Raw genomic sequence first — 19,204 nt, 5'->3', positions numbered from 1 at the left:
AGCGGCGGAAGTCCATCCGCCCGATGCCGGCGATCAGCGTGATGAAGGTCCGGGCGAACGGGACGAACCGGGCCAGCACCAGGGCGCGCGGGCCGTAGCGCTCCATCAACTCGTGGGTCTGGTCGACCCGTTTGGGGTCGAACACCCGGCCCCAGAAGCCTTCGCGCGGCTTGAAGATCGCCGGCCCGATCCACTTGCCGACGAAGTAGCCCACCACGTTGCCCAGGACTGCGGCGATCATCAGCACGACGCACGACACCACCAGCACCATCGGCTGGCTCATGCCCGGGAAGGTGATCGCCGGCGGGGTGATGGCGATGAACATCCCCACGGTGAAGAGCAGCGAGTCGCCGGGCAGGATCGGGAAGATCGAACACTCGATGATGAGGATCAGGGCCACCCCCCCCACAGGGCCCAGTTGCCCAGGGCGTGGATCAGGTACTCGGGGTCCATCCAGTCGGGCAGCAGCAGTGGCGCGAGCAAGGGAAGCAGGGTCACGATGATCCAGGATACCGTGACGTTCCGTGGAGCCTGAAACCGAGCATTCTGGCAGAACCGCGGCCCTTGGTCGAGAGGCAATCGGAGATCGACGCGACGACCCCACCGCCCCGGCGGTAGGGGTTGGTCCACACCCGCAGCCATGGCCGGACGACCCGCGGCTCGATCCGGAGTTGCTCGCAGCGGGCGACCGGCGCAACGTGATCGACCAGTACCGTTACTGGCGCCTGGACGCCATTGTCGCCGACCTGGACACCCGCCGGAATCCGCTGCAGGTGGCGATCCAGAACTGGGAGCACGACTTCAACATCGGCTCCATCGTCCGGACGGCGAACGCCTTCAACGTTTCCACCGTGCACATTCTCGGACGCCGGCGCTGGAACCGGCGCGGCGCGATGGTCACCGACCGCTACCTGCACGTGCGGCACCACGACGAGGTCGCCGGCTTCCTGAACGCGCTGGCGCAGGACGGCGTCGTCCCGGTGGGAGTCGACAATCTGCCGGGCTCGGTGCCGCTGGAGCGCGCCGAACTCCCTCAGCGCTGCTGCCTGGTCTTCGGCTCGGAGGGCCCGGGCCTGACCGACGAGGTGGTGGCCGGCTGCGCGTCCCTGGTCTCGATCACCCAGCACGGCTCCACCCGTTCGCTGAACGCCGGCGCGGCGGCGGCGATCGCCATGTACCACTGGGCGCTCCGCTGGGCGCCGGACCCCCAGAACCCTCCCTAACTACCTGTGCCCTCCCGCAGGTGGGAGGGCACAGGTAGTTAGGGAGGGGCCTGGGCGCGGACGCCGGGTGCGGACGGCCGGCCTCGACGCCGGGGCCGGACGCCGGACGCCGAGGCGGACGACCGGGCCACTACCATGGCCGCTGTGAACGGTGCCGGCGAGTACGTGGTGTATTACGCGCCGGAGGCTGCTCAGGCGACCGTCAAGCGCCGGCGCTCGATGCTCATCCAGCGGCTGATCTCCACCGTCGTGTCGGTCGGCATCGGCGCGGCCGTGTGGTACTTCTTCGCCGCTCAGGTCGGGTCCTTCGGGCCCTGGCTGGTCGGCTCCGCCGTCGCGGTCGGCCTGGTCTGGCTGATCATCACCGGCACGGCTCTGCTGATCGCTCGCGCCGACGCTCGCCAGGTCGCGCCAGGTCCCGCCTTCGCCACCACCCGCGACGGGGTCTGGGTGGCCGGGCTGTGGCTGCCCTGGGCGGAGGTCGGGTCGTTCCACGCGGCACCCGGACGGCTCGGGCGCTCGCCGCTGCTCCGCGTCCAGGCCCGGGACGGCCGATCGGCGGCGGTGCCGATGAACTATCTCACCGCACTGCCGGCCAACATCGACTCGGCGGTGCGTGCCCTGTCCGGCGGGCGGACCTGGATCGACCTCTCGCGGCTCGACGACTGAGCGACGGACCGGTCGCGCGGACGGCGTCCGAAGGTTGCCGAAACAGGTCGCGCCGCCCGGCGGAGTTTGCAAGACTGGCCTGGTCATCGCAGGCGTCACCGCTGACGGTGGGGCCACGACAACCCCGTGAGGAGCGCAGGAATGCCCATCGCAACACCCGAGAAGTATGCCGAGATGCTGGACGCCGCGAAGGCGGGCTCGTTCGCCTTCCCGGCGATCAACATCACCTCGTCGCAGTCCATCAACGCCGCCATGGCGGGCTTCGCCGCCGCCGGCTCGGACGGCATCATCCAGGTCAGCACCGGGGGTGCCGAGTACGGATCCGGTCCGACCATCAAGCACATGGTCACCGGCGCCGTGGCGCTGGCCGAGTACGCCCATGTGGTCGCGAAGAACTACCCGGTGAACATCGTGGTGCACACCGACCACTGCCAGAAGGAGAAGCTCGACACCTACGTCAAGCCGCTCATCGCCATCTCGCAGGAGCGCGTCGACCGGGGCCTCGAGCCGCTGTTCCAGTCGCACATGTGGGACGGCTCGGCCGTGCCGATGGAAGAGAACCTGCAGATCGCCGACGAGCTGCTGGCGCTGACCAGCAAGGCCCGGCAGATCCTCGAGATCGAGGTCGGCGTGGTCGGCGGCGAAGAGGACGGCGTCGCGGCTGAGATCAACGACAAGCTCTACACCACCGTCGAGGACGGCCTGCGGACCATCGAGGTGCTCGGCCTGGGCGAGAAGGGCCGCTACATCACCGCGCTGACCTTCGGCAATGTGCACGGCGTCTACAAGCCGGGCTCGGTGAAGCTGCGTCCCGAGGTGCTCAAGGAGATCCAGGACGCCGTCGGCGCCAAGCACGGCAAGGACAAGCCGTTCGACCTGGTCTTCCATGGTGGCTCGGGCTCAACCCCGCAGGAGATCAGCGACGCCGTCGACTACGGCGTCATCAAGATGAACGTCGACACCGACACCCAGTACGCGTTCAGCCGTCCGGTGGCCGGCTGGATGCTGGCCAACTACGACGGTGTGCTGAAGATCGACGGCGAGGTCGGCAACAAGAAGATGTACGACCCGCGCGCCTGGGGCAAGGCGGCCGAGGCCGGCATGGCGGCCCGGGTCATCGAGGCCTGCGAGAACCTGCGCTCGGCCGGAAAGTCCATCGGCTGATCGACGGTCCACCCGACGATGCCCGGACGTCCGCGTCCGGGCATCGTCGCGTCCGGCCACGCCCATCCCGACCAGGCCCTCCCTAACTACCTGTGCCCTCCCACCTGCGGGAGGGCACAGGTAGTTAGGGAGGGCCTCGTGGGTCGGGGACGAGGGGTTGCCGTCGTGGCCGGCTGACCGGCGGGTGCGAGAACCGACGTGGACTCGGTTGGCGAGCGTAGTTTCCGGGGCGTTCCCGGGGAGCCCGGCTGTGGTTTTACTTGGGGTAGTGTGGATTCGAAATGTCCGCGTAGCAATCTGTACATCTGACCGTCGCAGACCCCTAACATGTCGCGCATGAGACCCCTCGTCATACGTAGCGCGCTGGTCGCCTCGATCGGCGGCCTGGTCTTCGGGTTTGACACAGCAGTCATCTCCGGGACCACTGAGCAGCTGAAATCTTACTTCCACCTGTCCGATGCCTACCTCGGCTGGGCCGTGGGTATGGCCCTACTGGGCACCATCCTCGGCGCCCTGACCGCCGGCAAGCCGGCCGACCGCTACGGCCGCAAGCCGGTGCTGTTCGTGATCGGCATCCTCTACCTGGCGGGCGCCCTGGGTTCGGCGTTCGCCCACGACATCATCACCCTGGAGGTCTTCCGGTTCCTGGGTGGCATCGGCGTCGGTGCGGCGTCGGTGTGTGCGCCGATCTACACCGCTGAGATCGCGCCGGCCAAGGTCCGTGGCCGCCTGGTCGGCCTGGTCCAGTTCAACATCGTGCTCGGCATCCTGCTGGCCTATCTGTCGAACACCATCGTCCGTGCTGTCGTCAACGATGAGACCACCGACTGGCGCTGGATGTTCGGCGTGATGGCCGTCCCGGCCGCGATCTTCCTGATCATGCTCTTCAGCGTTCCCGAGACGCCGCGCTGGCTGATGGCCAACGGCAAGGAGCAGGAGGGCCGCGAGACGATCGCCAAGCTGACCACCTCGCGGGAGGAGGCCGACTTCCAGATCGCGGAGATCGACGCCTCGCTGTCCGCGGCCGAGAACGCCCCCAAGGTGCCGTTCTTCACCAAGGGTCATTTCAAGGTCATCATGCTGGCCTTCATGATCGCCATGTTCAACCAGATGTCAGGCATCAACGCGATCCTCTACTACGCCCCGGTCGTCATGGTGAAGGCCGGCGCTTCCACCGACGCCGCCTTCCAGATGAGCATCGCGGTCGGCTTCATGAACCTGATCGCCACCATGGCGGCGCTGACCGTGATCGACCGGATCGGCCGCAAGAAGCTGATGATCATCGGATCGATCGGCTACATCGTGAGCCTGGGCTTCATGTCCGCGCTGATGTTCTACTACGAGACCGCGCTCAAGGGCGCGTTCGACTCGAAGTCCAGCTTCCTGGTGCTGGGTGGCCTGCTGGTCTTCATCGCCGCGCACGCCTTCGGTCAGGGCGCGGTGATCTGGGTGTTCATCTCCGAGATCTTCCCGAACCGCATCCGTGGCCGTGGCCAGTCCTTCGGCTCGCTGACCCACTGGGTGTTCGCCTGGTTGACCTCGACCTTCTTCCCGCCGGTGATCAACGGCCTCGGTGGCGGCGTGGCGTTCGCGGTCTTCGCGGTCTTCATGGTCGGCCAGCTGTTCTGGGTGCTCAAGGTCATGCCTGAGACGAAGGGTGTCCCGCTCGAGGAGATGGAGGCCAAACTGGGCCTCACCCACGACCCGAACGACAGCGGCGATCCGCTCGCCGCGAAAGGACACTGATGTCTGACCGCGAAGTGTTGTGTCTCGGCGAGGCGTTGATCGACGTCGTCATCCGGGAGGATTCGACCAAGGAGCATGTGGGCGGCAGCCTGCTGAACGTGGCGGCCGGCGTCGCCACGCTCGGTGAGCCCGCCAGCATCTGCGCCTGGTGGGGCAAGGACGAACGGGGTGACCGGCTCGCGGAGTGGGCCACCGCGTCCGGGGTCTCGATCGTGCCGGGTACCGACTCGGCCGAGAAGACCGCCGTCGCCTTCGCCCACCTGGACGCCGATGGCCGGGCCACCTACGAGTTCGACCTCGAGTGGAACGTCCCGGCGATCGACGACCTGTCGAAGTACGGGCACCTGCACACGGGGAGCATCGCGGCCACCCTCGAACCCGGCGGCACCGCCGTCGTCGAGAACGTCCGGGCGATCCGCGAGCACGCCACCATCTCCTACGACCCGAACATCCGGCCGGCGCTGATGATCGCGCCCGAGCAGGTGGTCGGCAGGGTGGAGGACCTGGTCGGGCTTTCCGACCTGGTCAAGGTCAGCGATGAGGACCTGGAGTGGCTCTACCCGGGCGAGCCGGTCGAGGACGTGATGCGTCGCTGGATCCAGGCCGGACCGTCGATGGTGGTGGTCACCCGGGGTCCCTGGGGTGCCTACGCCCTGCTGGCGCACAACCGCGACATGCTGCACATCGACCAGATGAACGTCACTGTCGGCGACACCGTCGGTGCGGGTGACTCGTTCATGGCAGGCCTGATCGCGGGCCTGCTGAAGAGCGGGTTGCTCGGCTCGGTCGAGGCGCGGGGACGCCTGCTGGATGCGGGCTGGTCCGACGTCCAGTCGGCGCTGCACAACGCCGTGGTCACCTCGGGCATCACCGTCAGCAAGAACGGCGCCTACGCCCCGACCGCCGCCGAGGTGGAGGCGGTCAAGCAGACCGATCCGACGCTTTACTGACGCTGGGAACAACAGATCCGCCGGAACCTTCGGGCTCCGGCGGATCTTCCTGTCGAGACCGAGATCTCTGCCTCGCCGTGGCTCAGCACAGTGGGCCGTCAGATGGCGCATGATCTCGGGCCGCTCCGCGCCGGTGAGTCGTGGACCTCTGGCCGCTGACGCGCCATCTCACGCCGCGTCCTGACCACCGACGCGGACGGACGAGGGTGCGGCCGTTCGCGGGCGGGGGCCGGACGCGGGATGTCCACGCCGGTCGAGTCGTGGTCTCCGGGGCCCGATTCAGCCCAGGTCGAGCAGCGGCACTCGGGTGTAATCGGCAAGCGGGAGCAGGCGCATCCCAGCGCGGTCGTCGGCGACGGCATAGATCCGGGCGGTCTCGCCGTCCCCCTCCCCGAGCGGGCCCATCGTGGCGTGCAGCATCGTGCGGACGGCGGCGGTCTCGTCCGCGCCGAGGAGCCGGGGCGGCGGCGCGCTGTTCCGAGTGGCCAGCACGATCAACAGCAGGTTGCGGACGCGGGGCGATCCGTCGTCGATCGGCGGTTGGTAGTAGGGGAGCTCGAGCACGCCGGCGCCCAGCCGCTGGTAGAAGGCCAGCCGTCGGGCCGGGTCCCCGTACGCCGGGTGCGGTGCGGAAAGGTCCGGCCGCTCGATCTCGGCCATGATCAGATCAATGCCGGGCGTGGAGAGCCACCGGCTGACCCCCGCCGCAACGAGTGCGGATCCGGTGCCGCCACCACGCCGGGCCTTGCGGACAGCCAACCAGTCGACGAGGTATCCGTTGCCGAACCGCTCGCCGACGATCGCCCCGAGGTACCTGCCTTCGTCGTGCGCGGCGAGGACGTCGAAGGCACCCGAGGTAGCTCCGTCGACGAAGTCGTCGAGAGACACCAGTTCGGTTGGCGGGAAGTGGGGTTCGAGGATCTCGGCGTAGAGCTGGCCCAGGGCGGGGCCGTCCATGACGGGTCGGATCGGCGAGGTGCCGGTCACGGCTTCGACCCGTTCCGCCTGCGCGGATGCCGGGCGCGGAGGCCGGGCAGGAAGGACAGCAGGGCACCAGACCCGGCGGCGAGGACGATAATCGCGACCACCAGCCACCAGGCGACTCCGCCGTCCCAGTCCGGATGGCCCGCCTGCAGGACCGATGCCAGCCCGGAGAAGCCGATCACGGTGAAGACGATGCCGAGCACGTCGAAGAGGCGATCGGTGCGTTCGTTGGCCTCGGTTTCGGCATCGAGCCGATCCCGCTCCAGGCGGGCGCTCTCTGCCGCGTACGCCTGGGCCATTCGCCCGTGCACCACTTCGAGCAGAGGCTGGAGCCGCGTCCCGAGCACGTCGCGGACGGCGTGGGTGAAGCCGTCCCGCAACCGCGGGTAGCCGTTCGAGTCCAGGATGGTGTCGAGGTCGGTGCGCAGCGGCGGCGAGGTCACGATCCCGGGCGAGTCGATGAACAACATGATGGCGTCGCAGGACTGGATGAATGCCTGGAGCTCGAGCTCCGCGCGCTCGATGTCGGAGACCAGATCGTCCAGCTCGGCGATCGCCGCCGCCCGCCGTCCCCGGTTGTCGGCGTCGTCCGGCGAGGCACCCGTGGCCGGCCGGGGCACTACCGCGACCGCTGCTCGCAGCAGCCGGGACACGGTTTCGACGTGCGTGCGGATGGTGTCCTGCCAGCCCTGATACATGCCGTGCAAGCTGTGGGCGAACTCAATGTAGCTCTCCACCTCGCGCACCGCGTAGTCGGGCGAGCCGAACGAAGCCAGCAACGTGACGTTGCTGTTCGATGCGAGCAGTTCGTTGTTCAGGTGCAGCAGGGACCAGGTGCGGACCGAATCCAGATCGTAGAGTGCCCAATCAGCGGCGCTCGCGGCACCGCTGGGTAGTGGGTGCAGCAGCGGCTGGATGCCCCACAGCTCCAGCAGCTCGTTGGCATGCGCGAGCTGCGCTCGGCCGCCGGGACCCTGCCGGGACGCGGCGACGATGGTCGCCATCACCCCGAACGATCCCTCGCGGGCAGCGAGCTGGGAGCCGTCGATGGCGTCGCCGGTGGCATCGAGCAGCCCGCGAATCTCGGCCAGCAGCGCCCCGACCACCTCGGGGAGTCCCGACACCGTCCTGCCGGACGTGGTCCGCATCCGGAGCACGTCCGCGATCTCACGTAGGTCGCCGAACACCGGGGTGGCCAGGTGGATCGCCTGCGCCACCCGATGGGCGGGGACGTCCCGCAGCGCGATCTCGAACACGATGGTGTGGTTGCCCAGGTGCGAGAGCTGGACGCGAGTCTGCACCACCTCCAGCGGAGCCTCCGCGCCGGGGTGTTCCAGGCTCAGGTCGCCGAGCAGGATGGTGACGCCCCGGTAGCCGCGTCCGAGATCGTCGGTGCCTTGCCAGACGTCGCTCAGCTCCAGCCGTCCCCGGACGTCGGTGACCGGCAGCCCGCCCAGCGTCCCACCCTGCGCGCGCAGCGTCAGCGCTTGTCGGCGCAGGGTGGCGACGACGCTGATCGGATCGTCCTGACCCGTCGTCCTGATGCCGAACGGGTAGATGATCCGGACGCGTCCCTCGTCGACATGCAGCCAGTCCCGGCCGCGTGCGGCGTGCAGGGCGGCGATTCCGGCCAGGTGTCCGCGCAGCTCGCTGGCGTCCATCGCGTTGAAGCTGGCGGCATCCACACTCGCTCGCACCCGCTCGAGTTCGGCGTCGGCGTTGCTGCGGTCACCGCTGAACAGCCGCTTGCCGACACCTGCCGTGTCGCGCACAGCCCGGTAGTAGGTCGCTTCGTTGGAGGCCTCCCTCAGCAGCGCGTCGCGAGCGACGCTCGGGGCCAGTTCTTCCACGGCCGCGACGATCGGCTCGACCTCGGCGACGGCGACCTGGGCGAGCGCAGCCACCGTCTCCAGCCGGCCGGTCAGCAGTGCAGTTTCGACGCGGAACTCGCGCTCCATGAACCGCAACAGCGCCCAGCCCAGGCGATCGAGATCGTCGGCACCGTCGCCGGCGGATGACCTCGCGGCATCGCAGGACGCCGCTATCGCGACGCTGAGCAACTCGTGGTTCCAGGCCATCGCCCAGGCTTCGTTCGCGAGATTGCGCAGGTACAGCGCGAGGATGAGTCCGCCGCCCGGCAACCTGCTAGCTGCCCGCACCGCCGGCGGCAATGCTCGGCGCAACAGCGCCGCGGCCGCCCAGCCCGCATCAGCCCCGCCCGCATCGGCCCCGCCCGCATCGGAGTTGTCGTCGGAGCAGGTGAGCGCTGAGGTGCGCTCGGCGGCAGGGGTCGAGTGCGCACCGGCCGGGGTCTCGGCACTGCGCTCGTCCTCGAAAACCGCGCGCCACCAGGCGCTGCTCAGCAACTGTGCCAGCTCGAGCCGCTGCTCGGGCGTCAGCGCGTCCGGCTCACCGCGTGCGGCCTGCTCGTCGAACCGGTTGGTCAGCCAGCGTCGGGCTTCGTCGGCCGGCGTGTCCGCGGAGGCGAAGACCGACGGTTTCACGACGGTGCCTTGGGTCTGCCGATCAGGTGTGGCCAACGTTCACTCCTGGCTGGTCGGTCCGGTGATCTGGACGTCGGTCGGCAGTGCGCACCGATCTCAAGTCAGCCGGCGGTCAACCACAGCGGCTGGTAGGGACGGATCAGCAGCGTCTCGGGTGCCAGCGAGTAGTCGTAGCCGCTGATCTGTTCCACGGCGGTGTCGCCGAGCCGGTCCCGCAGCACGTAGGTCGGTAGCTCGACGACCTCCTCGCTGAAGTTGTAGGCCTCGATCAGCATGCCTTCGGGGTGGTCGCGGGTGAGCAGCAGTACCCGGGAGTCGGGGCTGGGCAGCACCCGGGACTCGATGGACGCGTGCAGGTGCGTCAACCGCCGACGGACGCCGATGGTGTGCCGCAGCCCGGCCAGCACCCGGCCACCGGGGGTGCTGGGATCGGCCTCGGCGGCGGCCACGGCGGCCCAGTCCATCCGGGGACGATGCACCCAGCGGTTGTCGGCCGCATGCTCGGGTTCGTCGAGATAGCTGTGATCGTTCAGCAGGCCCACCTCATCGCCCATGTAGAGCAGCGGGACGCCGCCGAAACCCAGGATCGCGGTGTGCAGCAGATTGATCCGGGCGATCGAGTCTGAGAGCTGGCCCTGGTCGCCGGCCTGCACTGCGGCCTGCAGCCCGGCCAGGCTGGCCAGCGAGCCGCTGATCCGGCGGTCGTTGTTGACCGGGTTGTGCTGGAAGACCAGCCCGCGGGCGAACGAGCCCGGGTAGAGCCCGGCGTAGAACTCGGCCAGGAAAGCCCGGTGGGTGTGACCCTCCAGATAGGCGCCGCGGGCGTCGGTGTCCGAGATCGCCCAGCCGATGTCGTCGTGGCAACGGGCGTAGGTGCCCCAGGTGGTGCTTGCCGGCTTGGCCGGGAAGTTGGACAACGCCACCTCGAACAGCCGGGTGTGCCGGGACGCCAGTGCCCCCCAGAGCTGCACCATCAGCGAGTTGTGGTAGGCGAGGTCGGACACCTTGCCGAAGTGCTTGCCCTGACCCAGGTAGGTGATCAGGTCCTGCGGGCCCACGATGGCTTCGGCCTTCAGGGCGCAGGCCGGCGCCACGATCCGCAGCACCGCGCGCAGCGCCTGGGTCAATTCGTGGACGGGCGGCTCGTTCTGGCAGTCGGTGCCCAGCACCTTCCAGGTGAAGGCGATGGCGTCCAGCCGGAACACGTCCACGCCGTTGTTGGCCAGGAAGATCAGCAGGTCGGCGAACTCGGCGAAGACGTCCGGGTTGGCCCAGTTCAGATCCCACTGGAAGGAGTTGAAGGTGGTCCAGACCCAGCCCTGCGCCTCGTCGTCCCAGGTGAAGTTGCCGGGAGCGAAGTCGGGGAAGACTTCGGGCAGCGTCTGCTCGTAGGCGTCCGGCATGGCGCGGTCGGGATAGATGTGGAAGTAGTCGCGGTACTTCTGCTCGCCCGCTCGGGCTCGGACCGCCCAGTCGTGTTCACGCGCGACATGGTTGAGGACGAGGTCGACGACCAGGGCGATGCCCTCGCGGCGCAAGGTGGTGGCGAGCGCGGTCAGGTCGTCCATGGAGCCGAGCCGCGGGTCGACCGACCGGTAGTCGGCCACGGCGTAGCCGCCGTCGCTGTCGCCCTCGCGCGGACGCAGCAGCGGCATCAGGTGCAGGTAGGTGACGCCGAGTGACTTCAGATGGTCGATCCGGTCGGCGACGCCGGCCAGCGATCCGCCGAACCGGTCGGCGTAGCAGACGTAGCCGACGGTCTCCGGGCGTTGCAGCCAGTCCGGGCTCAGCAGCCGGGCTTCGTCGAGCACCTTGAGCTCGTCGCTGCGGGCGATCAACGCATCGCGTATCGTCGCGGTGAGACGCTCGAAAAGTTCGGGTGCCGCGTCACCGTAGGCGCCGCGCAGGCCACTCAACAGTTCGGGCCCGTAGCGATCCATCCGGAGCTGGAAGGTGGTGTCCTCGTCGACCATGGCCGCAGCATAGGGCTTCGGTACCGGACAACTCACATCGGCCGCGGTCGCTCGGCGGCGGGCGGGAGGCGGGCCGGCGCGGGGCCGTTAGGGTGAGGCGCATGGCTCACCTTCCGTTCGCCGCGCCCGGCTCCGGGGCGACCCTGTTGCCCGACGATCCCGCGGCCGCGCTCGATGGCGTCGACCCGCTCGAGGTCGCCGCCCGGTACCCCGGTTCCAGTCTGGCCTGGGCTGTGCTGGCCGAGCAGGCCCTCGGCCAGGACGACCGCGCCGGGCAGATCGCCGGCTACGCGTTCGCCCGGACCGGCTACCACCGCGGCCTCGACGCCCTGCGCCGCAACGGCTGGCGGGGCTCCGGCGCGGTGCCGTGGGAGCACGAACCCAACCGCGGCTTCCTGCGCGCGGTCTGGGCACTGGCGCGGGCCGCTCGGGCGATCGGCGAGGACGCCGAATATGAGCGCTGCGTGCAACTGCTGGTCGACTCCTCGCCCACCGCCTACCAGGAACTGGCTGGCCCGACTCTCGGCTAATCCGGACCGGTGGTACGCGGGGACGGTTCTTTCGTGCCACTCGCTGCCTCAAGGTGCTACGAAAAGAACCGTCCCCCCGTACCAGGAGACGACGCTCGACCGAATCAGCGGGTCTCGCCGTCCGGCGGCGGCCTGCTGCGGCGTCCGGCCCCTCGGACGCCGCCCGGCGCTCTGAAGCGACTCCGTTAGGCTGTGCCGGTAAGGGCCCCGAGCGGGCCGCTTTTCATGCCGGGAGGGAACCAGATGCCGGGCATCGTGGTCGTCGGAGCGCAATGGGGCGACGAAGGCAAGGGCAAAGCCACCGATCAACTGGGGGACCGGGTCGACTACACGGTCCGCTACTCCGGGGGTAACAACGCCGGACACACCCTGGTGGTGGGTGGTGAGCGGTACGCGCTGCACCTGCTGCCGTCCGGCATTCTGAGCCCGAACAGCGTGCCGGTGATCGGCAACGGCGTGGTGATCGACCTCGACGTGCTGTTCGACGAGATCGACGGGCTCGCCGCCCGTGGCGTCGACGCCGCCCGCAAGCTGCTGGTCTCGGCCAACGCGCACCTCATCACCCCGTACCACCAGACCATCGACAAGGTCTCCGAGCGCTTCCTGGGCAAGCGCAAGATCGGCACCACCGGACGCGGGGTCGGCCCGGCCTACTCCGACAAGGTCAATCGCCTGGGTATCCGGGTGCAGGACCTGTTCGACGAAGAGATGCTGCGGGCCAAGGTCGAGGCGTCGCTGTGGCAGAAGAACCACCTGCTGGTGAAGGTCTACAACCAGCGGGCCATCGATCCCGACCAGATCGCCGAGCGGTTGCTGGGCCACGTGGAGCGGCTGCGTCCGATGGTCGCCGACACCTCACGCGTGCTCAACGATGCCCTGGACGCCGGCGACGTCGTGCTGTTCGAGGGCGCCCAGGCGCACCACCTGGACGTCGACCACGGCACCTACCCCTACGTCACGTCGTCCAATCCGATCGCGGCCGGGGCCTGCACCGGCTCAGGCGTCGGCCCGACCCGGATCGACCGGGTGGTCGGCATTGCCAAGGCCTACACCACCCGGGTGGGGGAGGGGCCGTTCCCGACCGAACTGCTGGACGCCGACGGCGACAAGATCCGCGCCGACGGCGCCGAGTTCGGCACCACCACCGGCCGTAAGCGCCGGTGCGGCTGGTATGACGCCCTGGTGGTCGAGGCGGCGGCCAGCGCCAATGCGTTCACCGACATCTTCCTGACCAAGCTCGACATCCTGTCCGGCTGGGAGAAGATCCCGGTCTGCGTCGCCTACGACGTGGACGGCGAGCGTCACGACACCCTGCCGATGACCCAGCACGACTTCGCCCGCGCCACCCCGGTCTACGAGCACCTGGACGGTTGGGCCGAGGACATCTCCGGCGCCCGTACCTTCGGCGAACTGCCGAAGACCTGCCAGGCCTACGTCCGTCGGCTCGAGGAACTCAGTGGCGCCCGCATCTCCGGCATCGGCGTCGGTCCCGGACGCGAGCAAGTCGTGATGCTCCACGACCTGCTCTGAAAGGGACGGTTCTTCTGGTCACCGGGGACGGTTCTTCTGGTCACCCACGGATTACCTCGGACAAGGGGTTTCGCCAATCGAGGTGACCCAAGGAGCCGTCCTTGGTGACCACGAGAACCGTCCCCGGTGACCGAAGGAACCGTCACCGGTGACCACAAGAACCGTCCCCGGTGACGCGGCCATCACATCTCTCGCGAGTCCCGAAATTGCGTCGCTCAGGGATGGAGCAACGCAATGCAGGACGCCGCGGGGAATCGACGGGCTCAGCAGTTCTCCGGATGCTCCCGGTCAAGCCACCCGTTCCACGGTAACGCTGGTCCGGTAGTGCCCGTTGTTCGCGCGATGATCCATCGTGTAGGCGCGCTGCATACCCACGCGTGGCAGATCGACGTAGAGCCCGCCGGCGCTGAAGTCCAGTCGGGCGTTGCCCAGCCAGATGTCCAGCGCCAGGTAGGGCCCGCGCGGATCGTTGCGATGCTTGCCGCAGTTTTCGAAAAGCTCATAGCAGGAGACGCTGGAGTAGAGCGTTCCCGCCACCGTGAACGGCGGTTCCAGACCGGCCCCGCCGGTGTTGATCGTCCGGCACAGCCAGCGATCGCCGCTGCGGGCGTCCAGGAAGCTCCGTCCGCTCTTGAAGTCGAGGATCTCGCCTGCCGGGGCGCACCGCTTGTCGGCCGACAGCGTCTTCGTCTCACCCTCGTCGAAACCCTTCAGCAGCTGGGTGCGGAAGGCGGACAGCTGGCGCTTGGTGTCACTGCTGGTCACCACGAAGCCGCCGTACACGTCCTCGTCGGTGAACCAGTCGTGCTCGTTCTGTTCCTCGACGGCCTTCAGCTGGGTGATGCTGACGACATAGCGGGGGACGCCGGCGGCGCCGGCTTCCGGAACCGGAGCGAGCCCGACCAGGCCGGCGACGGCGACAACGATCAACCCCAGCAGCAACCGGCGGCGCGTTCGGCGTCTGACCCTCCGGCGAGGCCCCCCTCCGCCGGTCACGGCCGACCCTCGAGCACGACGTTGAACATCGTTGTGGCGGTGGCTCGGGCCCGCAGCCCCGCCGCGGCGAACACCGACAGCAGGCGTGCGGTGCCGGCCTGGGCGCCGAGACCAGCGCGTCCGTCCTGGGACAGGCTGTTGGGCAGGCAGAGAGCCGTGCTGGCGGCGTACCAGCTGAGTCCGAGCGGATGCAGGTTGTCCTCCAGCCGGTCGCCCGCGAACGGCTCGATCGCCACGATCCGGCCACCTGGGGCCAGGTGGGCGGCAGCGTGTTGCAGCGCACCCACCGGATCGCCCAGGTCGTGCAGGGCATCGAACATGATGACCAGGCCGTAGCGTCCGCCGTACTCCTCAGCATCCGCCGGTGCGAACCGGACCCGATCGCTCAGGCCCCGGCGCTCCGCGGCCGCCCGCGCTCGACGGATCGACTCCTGGTGGTAATCGACGCCGACGAAGCGCGAACGAGGAAAGGCCTCCGCCAGCTGGAGCGTCGGCGTGCCCAGTCCGCAGCCGACGTCGAGCACGTCCAGCCCCGCCTCGAGCGCCTCGGTCAGGCCGTCGACCGACGGCAGCCACTCGGTGAGTAGCGAGGTGGCGTACAGCGGCCGGAAGAACCGCTCGACGCCGCTGAAGACCCGCGAATCCTGGTCGTGCCAGCCGATGCCCTCACCGGTGACGAAGGCGTGCGCGAGCCGGTCGGCGGTGGACGCCGTGGCGACGATCGTCTCGAAGGCTCCGGCCATCGCGGCCGGGCTGTCGTCGATCGCCAGCACGGCGGCATGCTCCGCCGGTAGCTGGAACGTCGCCTGCGACGGGTCGTAGTGGAGGTAGCCCGCGGCGGCCTGGGCGGCCAGCCACTCCTGCAGATACCGCTGGTCGGTCCCGGTCCGGACGCCGAGGGCGGCGGCCGTGGTCGGCTGTCCGTCGGCGAGCGCTCGCCACAGTCCGAGCCGGTCGCCCAGGTAGGCCAGCGTCGCGTTCATCGCGTACGCCTGATGCTCCGACAACCGCTGGGCGAAGGCCAGCACGGCGGTTTCGTCGAGTTGCTGGGTGATGGTCATGATTTCCTTCCTGCCGGCCACCCGGTGTGGTCCGGCAGCGTCAGCCTTCCTGGACGCCCTGGCGCGGCACTGTCCCGTTGCTGACCGTGCCGCCAAGCCACGACAGCGTCACGACAGCGGCGCGACCGGGCCGGCCGGAATGCTCGGCCCATGACCATCACAAAGATCCGTACCGAACCGGTCAGCGACCGTCCCGCTCGGACCACCACCGACCGGACCAGCGCCGCCATCGACCCCGCCCGGCTCGGCACCACGGTGGCAATCTGGGCGCACCCCGACGACGAGACGTACCTCTGCGGAGGATTGCTGGCGAGCCTGAGGGACGCCGGCCAGCGGGTCGTGGTGATCACCGCCACCCACGGCGAGGCCGGCATCGACCCCGCGCTCGCGGACGTCGCCGCGGCGGCCGGGATGCGGGCCGCCGAGTGCCACGCCGCACTCCGGGTGCTCGGTGTCTCCGAGCAGCACTGGCTCGGCTACGCCGACGGACGTTGCGCCTCGGCCGACCCTCACCGGGCGGTCGAGCGACTGGGCGAGCTTCTCGACGACATCCGCCCGGCGACCGTGATCGGGTTCGGCCCGGACGGCTTCACCGGTCACCCTGACCACATCGCCGTCGGACGCTGGGTCGAGCGCGCCTGCGCGCGGACCGCCGTGCGTCCGCGGCTGTGGCAGCCGGTGGTGACGCCCGAACGCCGAGACCGGCACCGAGACGTCGAGGACGCCTTCGGCGTGTTCGCGCTGGGCGAGCCGCGGCAATGCTCCGAGCCTGACCTCGCCGGGCTTCTGCAGCTGGACGGCCCAGCCCTGCGGCGCAAGGTTGCCGCGCTGCGCTGTCACGCCAGCCAGACCACCGCACTGATCGCGGCGATGGGCGACGAGCAGTACGCCGACTGGGTCTCGGTGGAGTCCTTCGCGGAGGCGTCGGTGTAGCAGAATCAGCATCGTCCACCAACCGGGAGAACCATCGTGACCGATAGCCGAACCGGCCCGGCGTTACGACTGGGCCTGCTCGGGCCGCTTTCCGTCGAGATCGACGGCCATCCGGTCGAGGTGCCCGGAACTCTGCGGCGGTCGCTGCTCGCCGTGCTGGCGCTGGCGTCGCCCCGCGTGGTGAGCGTTGCGACCCTAATCGATTCGCTGTGGGCAGAGGAACCGCGGGATTCCGGCCAGCAGGCGCTGCTCACCCAGGTCTCTCGGCTGCGGCGCACCCTCGGCGTCCGCGCCGATCGGCTTGAGCGCCAGGCACCCGGCTACCGGCTCGTCCTGGACGCGCCCGAATTCGATCTCGCCGAGGCGCGCGGGCTGGCCGCGCAGGTCAGCACCGAGTTGGCCCGCCGTCCGGCGCGCGCAGCGGAGTTGGCGGAGCGGGCGCTGGCGCTGTGGCGCGGCCCGGCCCTGGAGGAGTTCGCGGGCGTCGAGCGGCTGGCAGGTCACGCGCTGGCCGTGGCCGAGCTGCGCCGCACTCTGGAGCACCAGTGGCTGACCGCCCGGATCGAGCTGGGTGATCGCTCGGTGGCTCCGGACGCGGCCGCGCTGGCAGCTGCCGAGCCGCTGAACGAGCCGGCGGCCACGCTGCTGGTGCGTGCGTTGGCGGCTGGAGGCAGCACCGCCGAGGCGATGCTGGCCGCGGCCGAGTTCCGCCGCCGGCTGGTGGACGAGACGGGGCTCGACCCGAGCCGCCGGTTCGCCGAACTGGAGCAGCAGGTGGCATCGGGAACGCATCTCGCGTCGTCCGAGCCCCGGCCGTTCCGGCCGACGATCGTCCGCCCGCCCGGACGGCTGGAGGGCCGAGAGCGGGATCGGGCCGACCTCGAACGCCTACTCGGCTCCGAGTCCATGGTGACGGTCACCGGACCGGGTGGCGTCGGCAAGACCCGCCTGGTGCTCGATGTGGTCGGCGAACTCAGCGTACTCGGCCGGTGCGAGGCGGCGGTCGTCCGGTTGGCCGCAGTGACCGACCCTCGACGCCTGCCCGAGGCGATCGCCACCGCCCTCGGCCTACGGACCGAAGGCCCACCGAACATCGGCAGCGTGGCCGAGGGACTGGCGGCGCAGGAGCTGTTGCTGGTCCTGGACAACGCCGAACACGTGGTCGCCGGCTGCCGGGAACTGATCACCGAGGTGCAGCGCCGGGCGCCACAGGTCAGGCTGCTGGCCACCTCTCGGGTGAGTCTGCACGCTGTCGGCGAGTACGTGCTGCGGCTTCAGCCGCTCGCCGTCCCTCAGCCGGGTGTGCCGCTGGAGCGGCTGCGACGCCAACCCAGTGCACGCGTATTCATCGACTTCGCCACCCGCCGGAACGCCCGGTTCTCGTTGACCGACGGCGACGTGGACGACCTGATCGAGGTGATCCGACGGCTGGACGGGCTGCCCTTGGGGCTGGAACTCGCGGCCGGTCAGCTCGCCACCATGCCCTTGTCGGCGGTTCGCCAGCGTCTCGACCGGGCGCTCGATCTGCTGGCCGAGGATCGCCCCGACGACGACGCCCGGCAGCGCACCCTGCGGGCCGCCGTGGACTGGTCGTTCCGGCTGCTGGCGGAACCCGAGCGGGAATTGCTCAGGGTCATCGCCGCCTTTCCCGGCGGGATCGATCTGCGAGCGATCGAGGAACTGGCCGCCCGGCTTGATGGCGATCCGTTGCTCATCCTCGGCCGACTGGTGGATGCCTCCCTGGTCGTGCACGACGAGCACGGCCGGTACACGATGCTCGAAACCGTCCGTCGGTTCGTCATTGACCGGACGAGCGGGCGGGGGCGCGGTGAAGACTTCGAGCGGGTGTTCCTGGAATGGACCGACCGGACGCTGATCGAACTCGGGCGCGACCTGAGGGGGCCCGGAGAGCCTGCCGCGGATGCCCGGCTGCGCGCCGAACTCGACAACCTGCGGGTCGCGCGCGATCTCGCCCGTGCGCGCGGGGATCTCGACCTGCTGATCCGGATCACCCTGACGGTCGATGAGCCGTCCACTTGGAGGAGTCTGTCGGAACTGTGGGCCTGGGCCGTCGAACTGGCGGGTGACCCTGGCCTGGTCGGACACCCGGCCGAGAGCAGAGTCATCGGCGCCGCCGCACATGCCCTATGGCTGCAGGGCGACCTTGACGCCAGCCGACGGATGGCGCTGCGCGGACTCGACCTGGCTGACGGGGATCCCGCCGCCAGCGCTCGTTGCTTCAGTGCGTTGGCGACCGTCGACCTGTTCCGCGGCGACTTCGCCGGCTCGCTCGCCGGTCTGCTGCGGAGCGGCGACCGGGCGCTACCGGTGGAGAACCTGATCGTCGCCGCGCTGGCGGCTGTCTATGCCGGGGACGTCGATCGCGCCGATGCTCTACTTGAGCAGGCGAACGCACTGCTGGCGGAGCACCCGGTGGTGTCGTTCTGTGCATTCGCCGATTACGTGCGCGGCGAGGCCGCGTCGGCCCAGGGCGCCTCGGACGCGGCCGTCGCCAGCTACTCGGCCGCCATTGACGGGGCTCGACGTGCCGGTGTGACCTTCGTGGAAGGTATCGCCGGGGTGGGACTGGCCGCCGAACTCGCCCGCCGCGGCGAGGTGGCCGAGGCAGCGGCCGCGTTCCGCCGGCTGCTGCGCTACTGGACCACCACCGGCAACACGACGCAGCTGTGGACCACCATGCGTAACATCGCCTGGCTCCTCGCCGATCGTGACCGGCTCGGAGACGCCGCGGTCCTGCTGCGGGCTGCCGATGCGGCTCCCTCCGCCGCCGCGGTGGACTCCGGCACCGCGATCCGCGGCCGGCGCATCGTGCAGGCTGGCATCTCCGGCGTCCCGCTGGAAGCCGCGGCCGCCGTCCGGCTGGCCGATCGCGTCCTGGCCGAACTCAACTGAACCTGGCTCAGGGACCGGCAGGACGACC

General features: G+C 69.6%; 15 protein-coding genes. 9 read left to right on the top strand and 6 right to left on the bottom strand.

Going from position 1 to position 19,204, the window contains the following annotated elements; genetic code table 11:
- Positions 1-400: DedA family protein (locus QM711_RS15550; RefSeq protein WP_415100918.1), on the bottom strand; the 400-nt coding region annotated here is incomplete at its 3' end.
- Positions 401-578: 178 nt separating this feature from the next.
- Here QM711_RS15550 and QM711_RS15545 point away from each other — a divergent pair.
- The 5 genes from QM711_RS15545 (at position 579) to QM711_RS15525 (ending at position 5,752) form a co-directional block, all read left to right on the top strand.
- Entirely contained in the window at positions 579-1,223 is a 645-nt protein-coding gene (locus QM711_RS15545; RefSeq protein ID WP_415100950.1) for a TrmH family RNA methyltransferase, read from the top strand.
- Between the two features lie 144 nt (positions 1,224-1,367).
- Positions 1,368-1,892: a hypothetical protein gene (locus QM711_RS15540; RefSeq protein WP_415100916.1), complete on the top strand. Its 525-nt coding sequence runs from the start codon at positions 1,368-1,370 to the stop codon at positions 1,890-1,892.
- Positions 1,893-2,033: 141 nt separating this feature from the next.
- Positions 2,034-3,056, top strand: coding sequence for a class II fructose-bisphosphate aldolase (gene fbaA, locus QM711_RS15535; RefSeq protein WP_415100914.1), 1,023 nt, complete (start codon positions 2,034-2,036; stop codon positions 3,054-3,056).
- Positions 3,057-3,392: 336 nt separating this feature from the next.
- The gene (locus tag QM711_RS15530; RefSeq protein ID WP_415100912.1) at positions 3,393-4,802 is read left to right on the top strand and encodes a sugar porter family MFS transporter; all 1,410 of its coding nucleotides are present in this window, start codon (positions 3,393-3,395) and stop codon (positions 4,800-4,802) included.
- Positions 4,802-5,752: a carbohydrate kinase family protein gene (locus QM711_RS15525; RefSeq protein WP_415100910.1), complete on the top strand. Its 951-nt coding sequence runs from the start codon at positions 4,802-4,804 to the stop codon at positions 5,750-5,752. The genes QM711_RS15530 and QM711_RS15525 overlap by 1 nt, the downstream gene beginning before the upstream one ends.
- A 279-nt stretch (positions 5,753-6,031) precedes the next feature.
- Here QM711_RS15525 and QM711_RS15520 read toward each other — a convergent pair whose 3' ends face one another.
- The 3 genes from QM711_RS15520 to QM711_RS15510 form a co-directional block, all read right to left on the bottom strand.
- A complete protein-coding gene (locus tag QM711_RS15520; RefSeq protein WP_415100908.1) occupies positions 6,032-6,739 on the bottom strand; it encodes a GNAT family N-acetyltransferase in 708 nt (235 codons plus the stop codon).
- Positions 6,736-9,276 carry a hypothetical protein gene (locus QM711_RS15515; RefSeq protein WP_415100906.1) on the bottom strand — a complete coding sequence of 847 codons (2,541 nt, stop codon included), beginning with the start codon at positions 9,274-9,276 and terminating at the stop codon, positions 6,736-6,738. Before QM711_RS15515 ends, QM711_RS15520 begins: the two co-directional genes overlap by 4 nt.
- A gap of 65 nt (positions 9,277-9,341) precedes the next feature.
- Positions 9,342-11,213, bottom strand: a complete 1,872-nt coding sequence (locus QM711_RS15510) for an amylosucrase (protein ID WP_415100904.1) — start codon at positions 11,211-11,213, stop codon at positions 9,342-9,344.
- Positions 11,214-11,314: 101 nt separating this feature from the next.
- Here QM711_RS15510 and QM711_RS15505 point away from each other — a divergent pair, with 101 nt between their 5' ends.
- Both QM711_RS15505 and QM711_RS15500 read left to right on the top strand, forming a co-directional pair.
- Positions 11,315-11,743 (top strand): DUF3151 domain-containing protein, encoded by a 429-nt coding sequence (locus QM711_RS15505; RefSeq protein WP_415100902.1) that lies wholly within the window; start codon positions 11,315-11,317, stop codon positions 11,741-11,743.
- Between the two features lie 243 nt (positions 11,744-11,986).
- Positions 11,987-13,273, top strand: a complete 1,287-nt coding sequence (locus tag QM711_RS15500) for an adenylosuccinate synthase (RefSeq protein WP_415100900.1) — start codon at positions 11,987-11,989, stop codon at positions 13,271-13,273.
- A 288-nt stretch (positions 13,274-13,561) separates the two neighbouring features.
- Here the strand turns inward: QM711_RS15500 and QM711_RS15495 are convergent, their stop codons facing one another.
- On the bottom strand, positions 13,562-14,203 hold the full coding sequence (locus tag QM711_RS15495; protein WP_415100898.1) for a hypothetical protein: 642 nt from the start codon (positions 14,201-14,203) through the stop codon (positions 13,562-13,564).
- 62 nt (positions 14,204-14,265) lie between these two features.
- Positions 14,266-15,330, bottom strand: a complete 1,065-nt coding sequence (locus tag QM711_RS15490; RefSeq protein WP_415100896.1) for a class I SAM-dependent methyltransferase — start codon at positions 15,328-15,330, stop codon at positions 14,266-14,268.
- A 150-nt stretch (positions 15,331-15,480) separates the two neighbouring features.
- On the opposite strand from QM711_RS15490, the gene QM711_RS15485 reads away from it, so the two are divergent.
- Both QM711_RS15485 and QM711_RS15480 read left to right on the top strand, forming a co-directional pair.
- Entirely contained in the window at positions 15,481-16,263 is a 783-nt protein-coding gene (locus tag QM711_RS15485; protein WP_415100894.1) for a PIG-L deacetylase family protein, read from the top strand.
- Positions 16,264-16,299: 36 nt separating this feature from the next.
- Positions 16,300-19,176 carry a BTAD domain-containing putative transcriptional regulator gene (locus QM711_RS15480; protein ID WP_415100892.1) on the top strand — a complete coding sequence of 959 codons (2,877 nt, stop codon included), beginning with the start codon at positions 16,300-16,302 and terminating at the stop codon, positions 19,174-19,176.
- Positions 19,177-19,204 lie beyond the last annotated feature (28 nt).

This window comes from Micropruina sp. (assembly GCF_047602385.1).
GTDB lineage: Bacteria > Actinomycetota > Actinomycetes > Propionibacteriales > Propionibacteriaceae > Micropruina.
The sequence above is the reverse complement of the archived record's forward strand: the minus strand, read 5'-3'. Positions and strand labels throughout refer to the sequence as shown.

Bases quoted from the DNA above. Each gene is read 5' to 3' on its own strand.
- QM711_RS15530 (WP_415100912.1), top strand. From the start codon at position 3,393: ATGAGACCCCTCGTCATACGTAGCGCGCTGGTCGCCTCGATCGGCGGC.
- QM711_RS15505 (WP_415100902.1), top strand. From the start codon at position 11,315: ATGGCTCACCTTCCGTTCGCCGCGCCCGGCTCCGGGGCGACCCTGTTG.
- QM711_RS15490 (WP_415100896.1), bottom strand. From the start codon at position 15,330: ATGACCATCACCCAGCAACTCGACGAAACCGCCGTGCTGGCCTTCGCC.
- QM711_RS15485 (WP_415100894.1), top strand. From the start codon at position 15,481: ATGACCATCACAAAGATCCGTACCGAACCGGTCAGCGACCGTCCCGCT.
- QM711_RS15525 (WP_415100910.1), top strand. From the start codon at position 4,802: ATGTCTGACCGCGAAGTGTTGTGTCTCGGCGAGGCGTTGATCGACGTC.
- QM711_RS15510 (WP_415100904.1), bottom strand. From the start codon at position 11,213: ATGGTCGACGAGGACACCACCTTCCAGCTCCGGATGGATCGCTACGGG.
- fbaA (WP_415100914.1), top strand. From the start codon at position 2,034: ATGCCCATCGCAACACCCGAGAAGTATGCCGAGATGCTGGACGCCGCG.
- QM711_RS15500 (WP_415100900.1), top strand. From the start codon at position 11,987: ATGCCGGGCATCGTGGTCGTCGGAGCGCAATGGGGCGACGAAGGCAAG.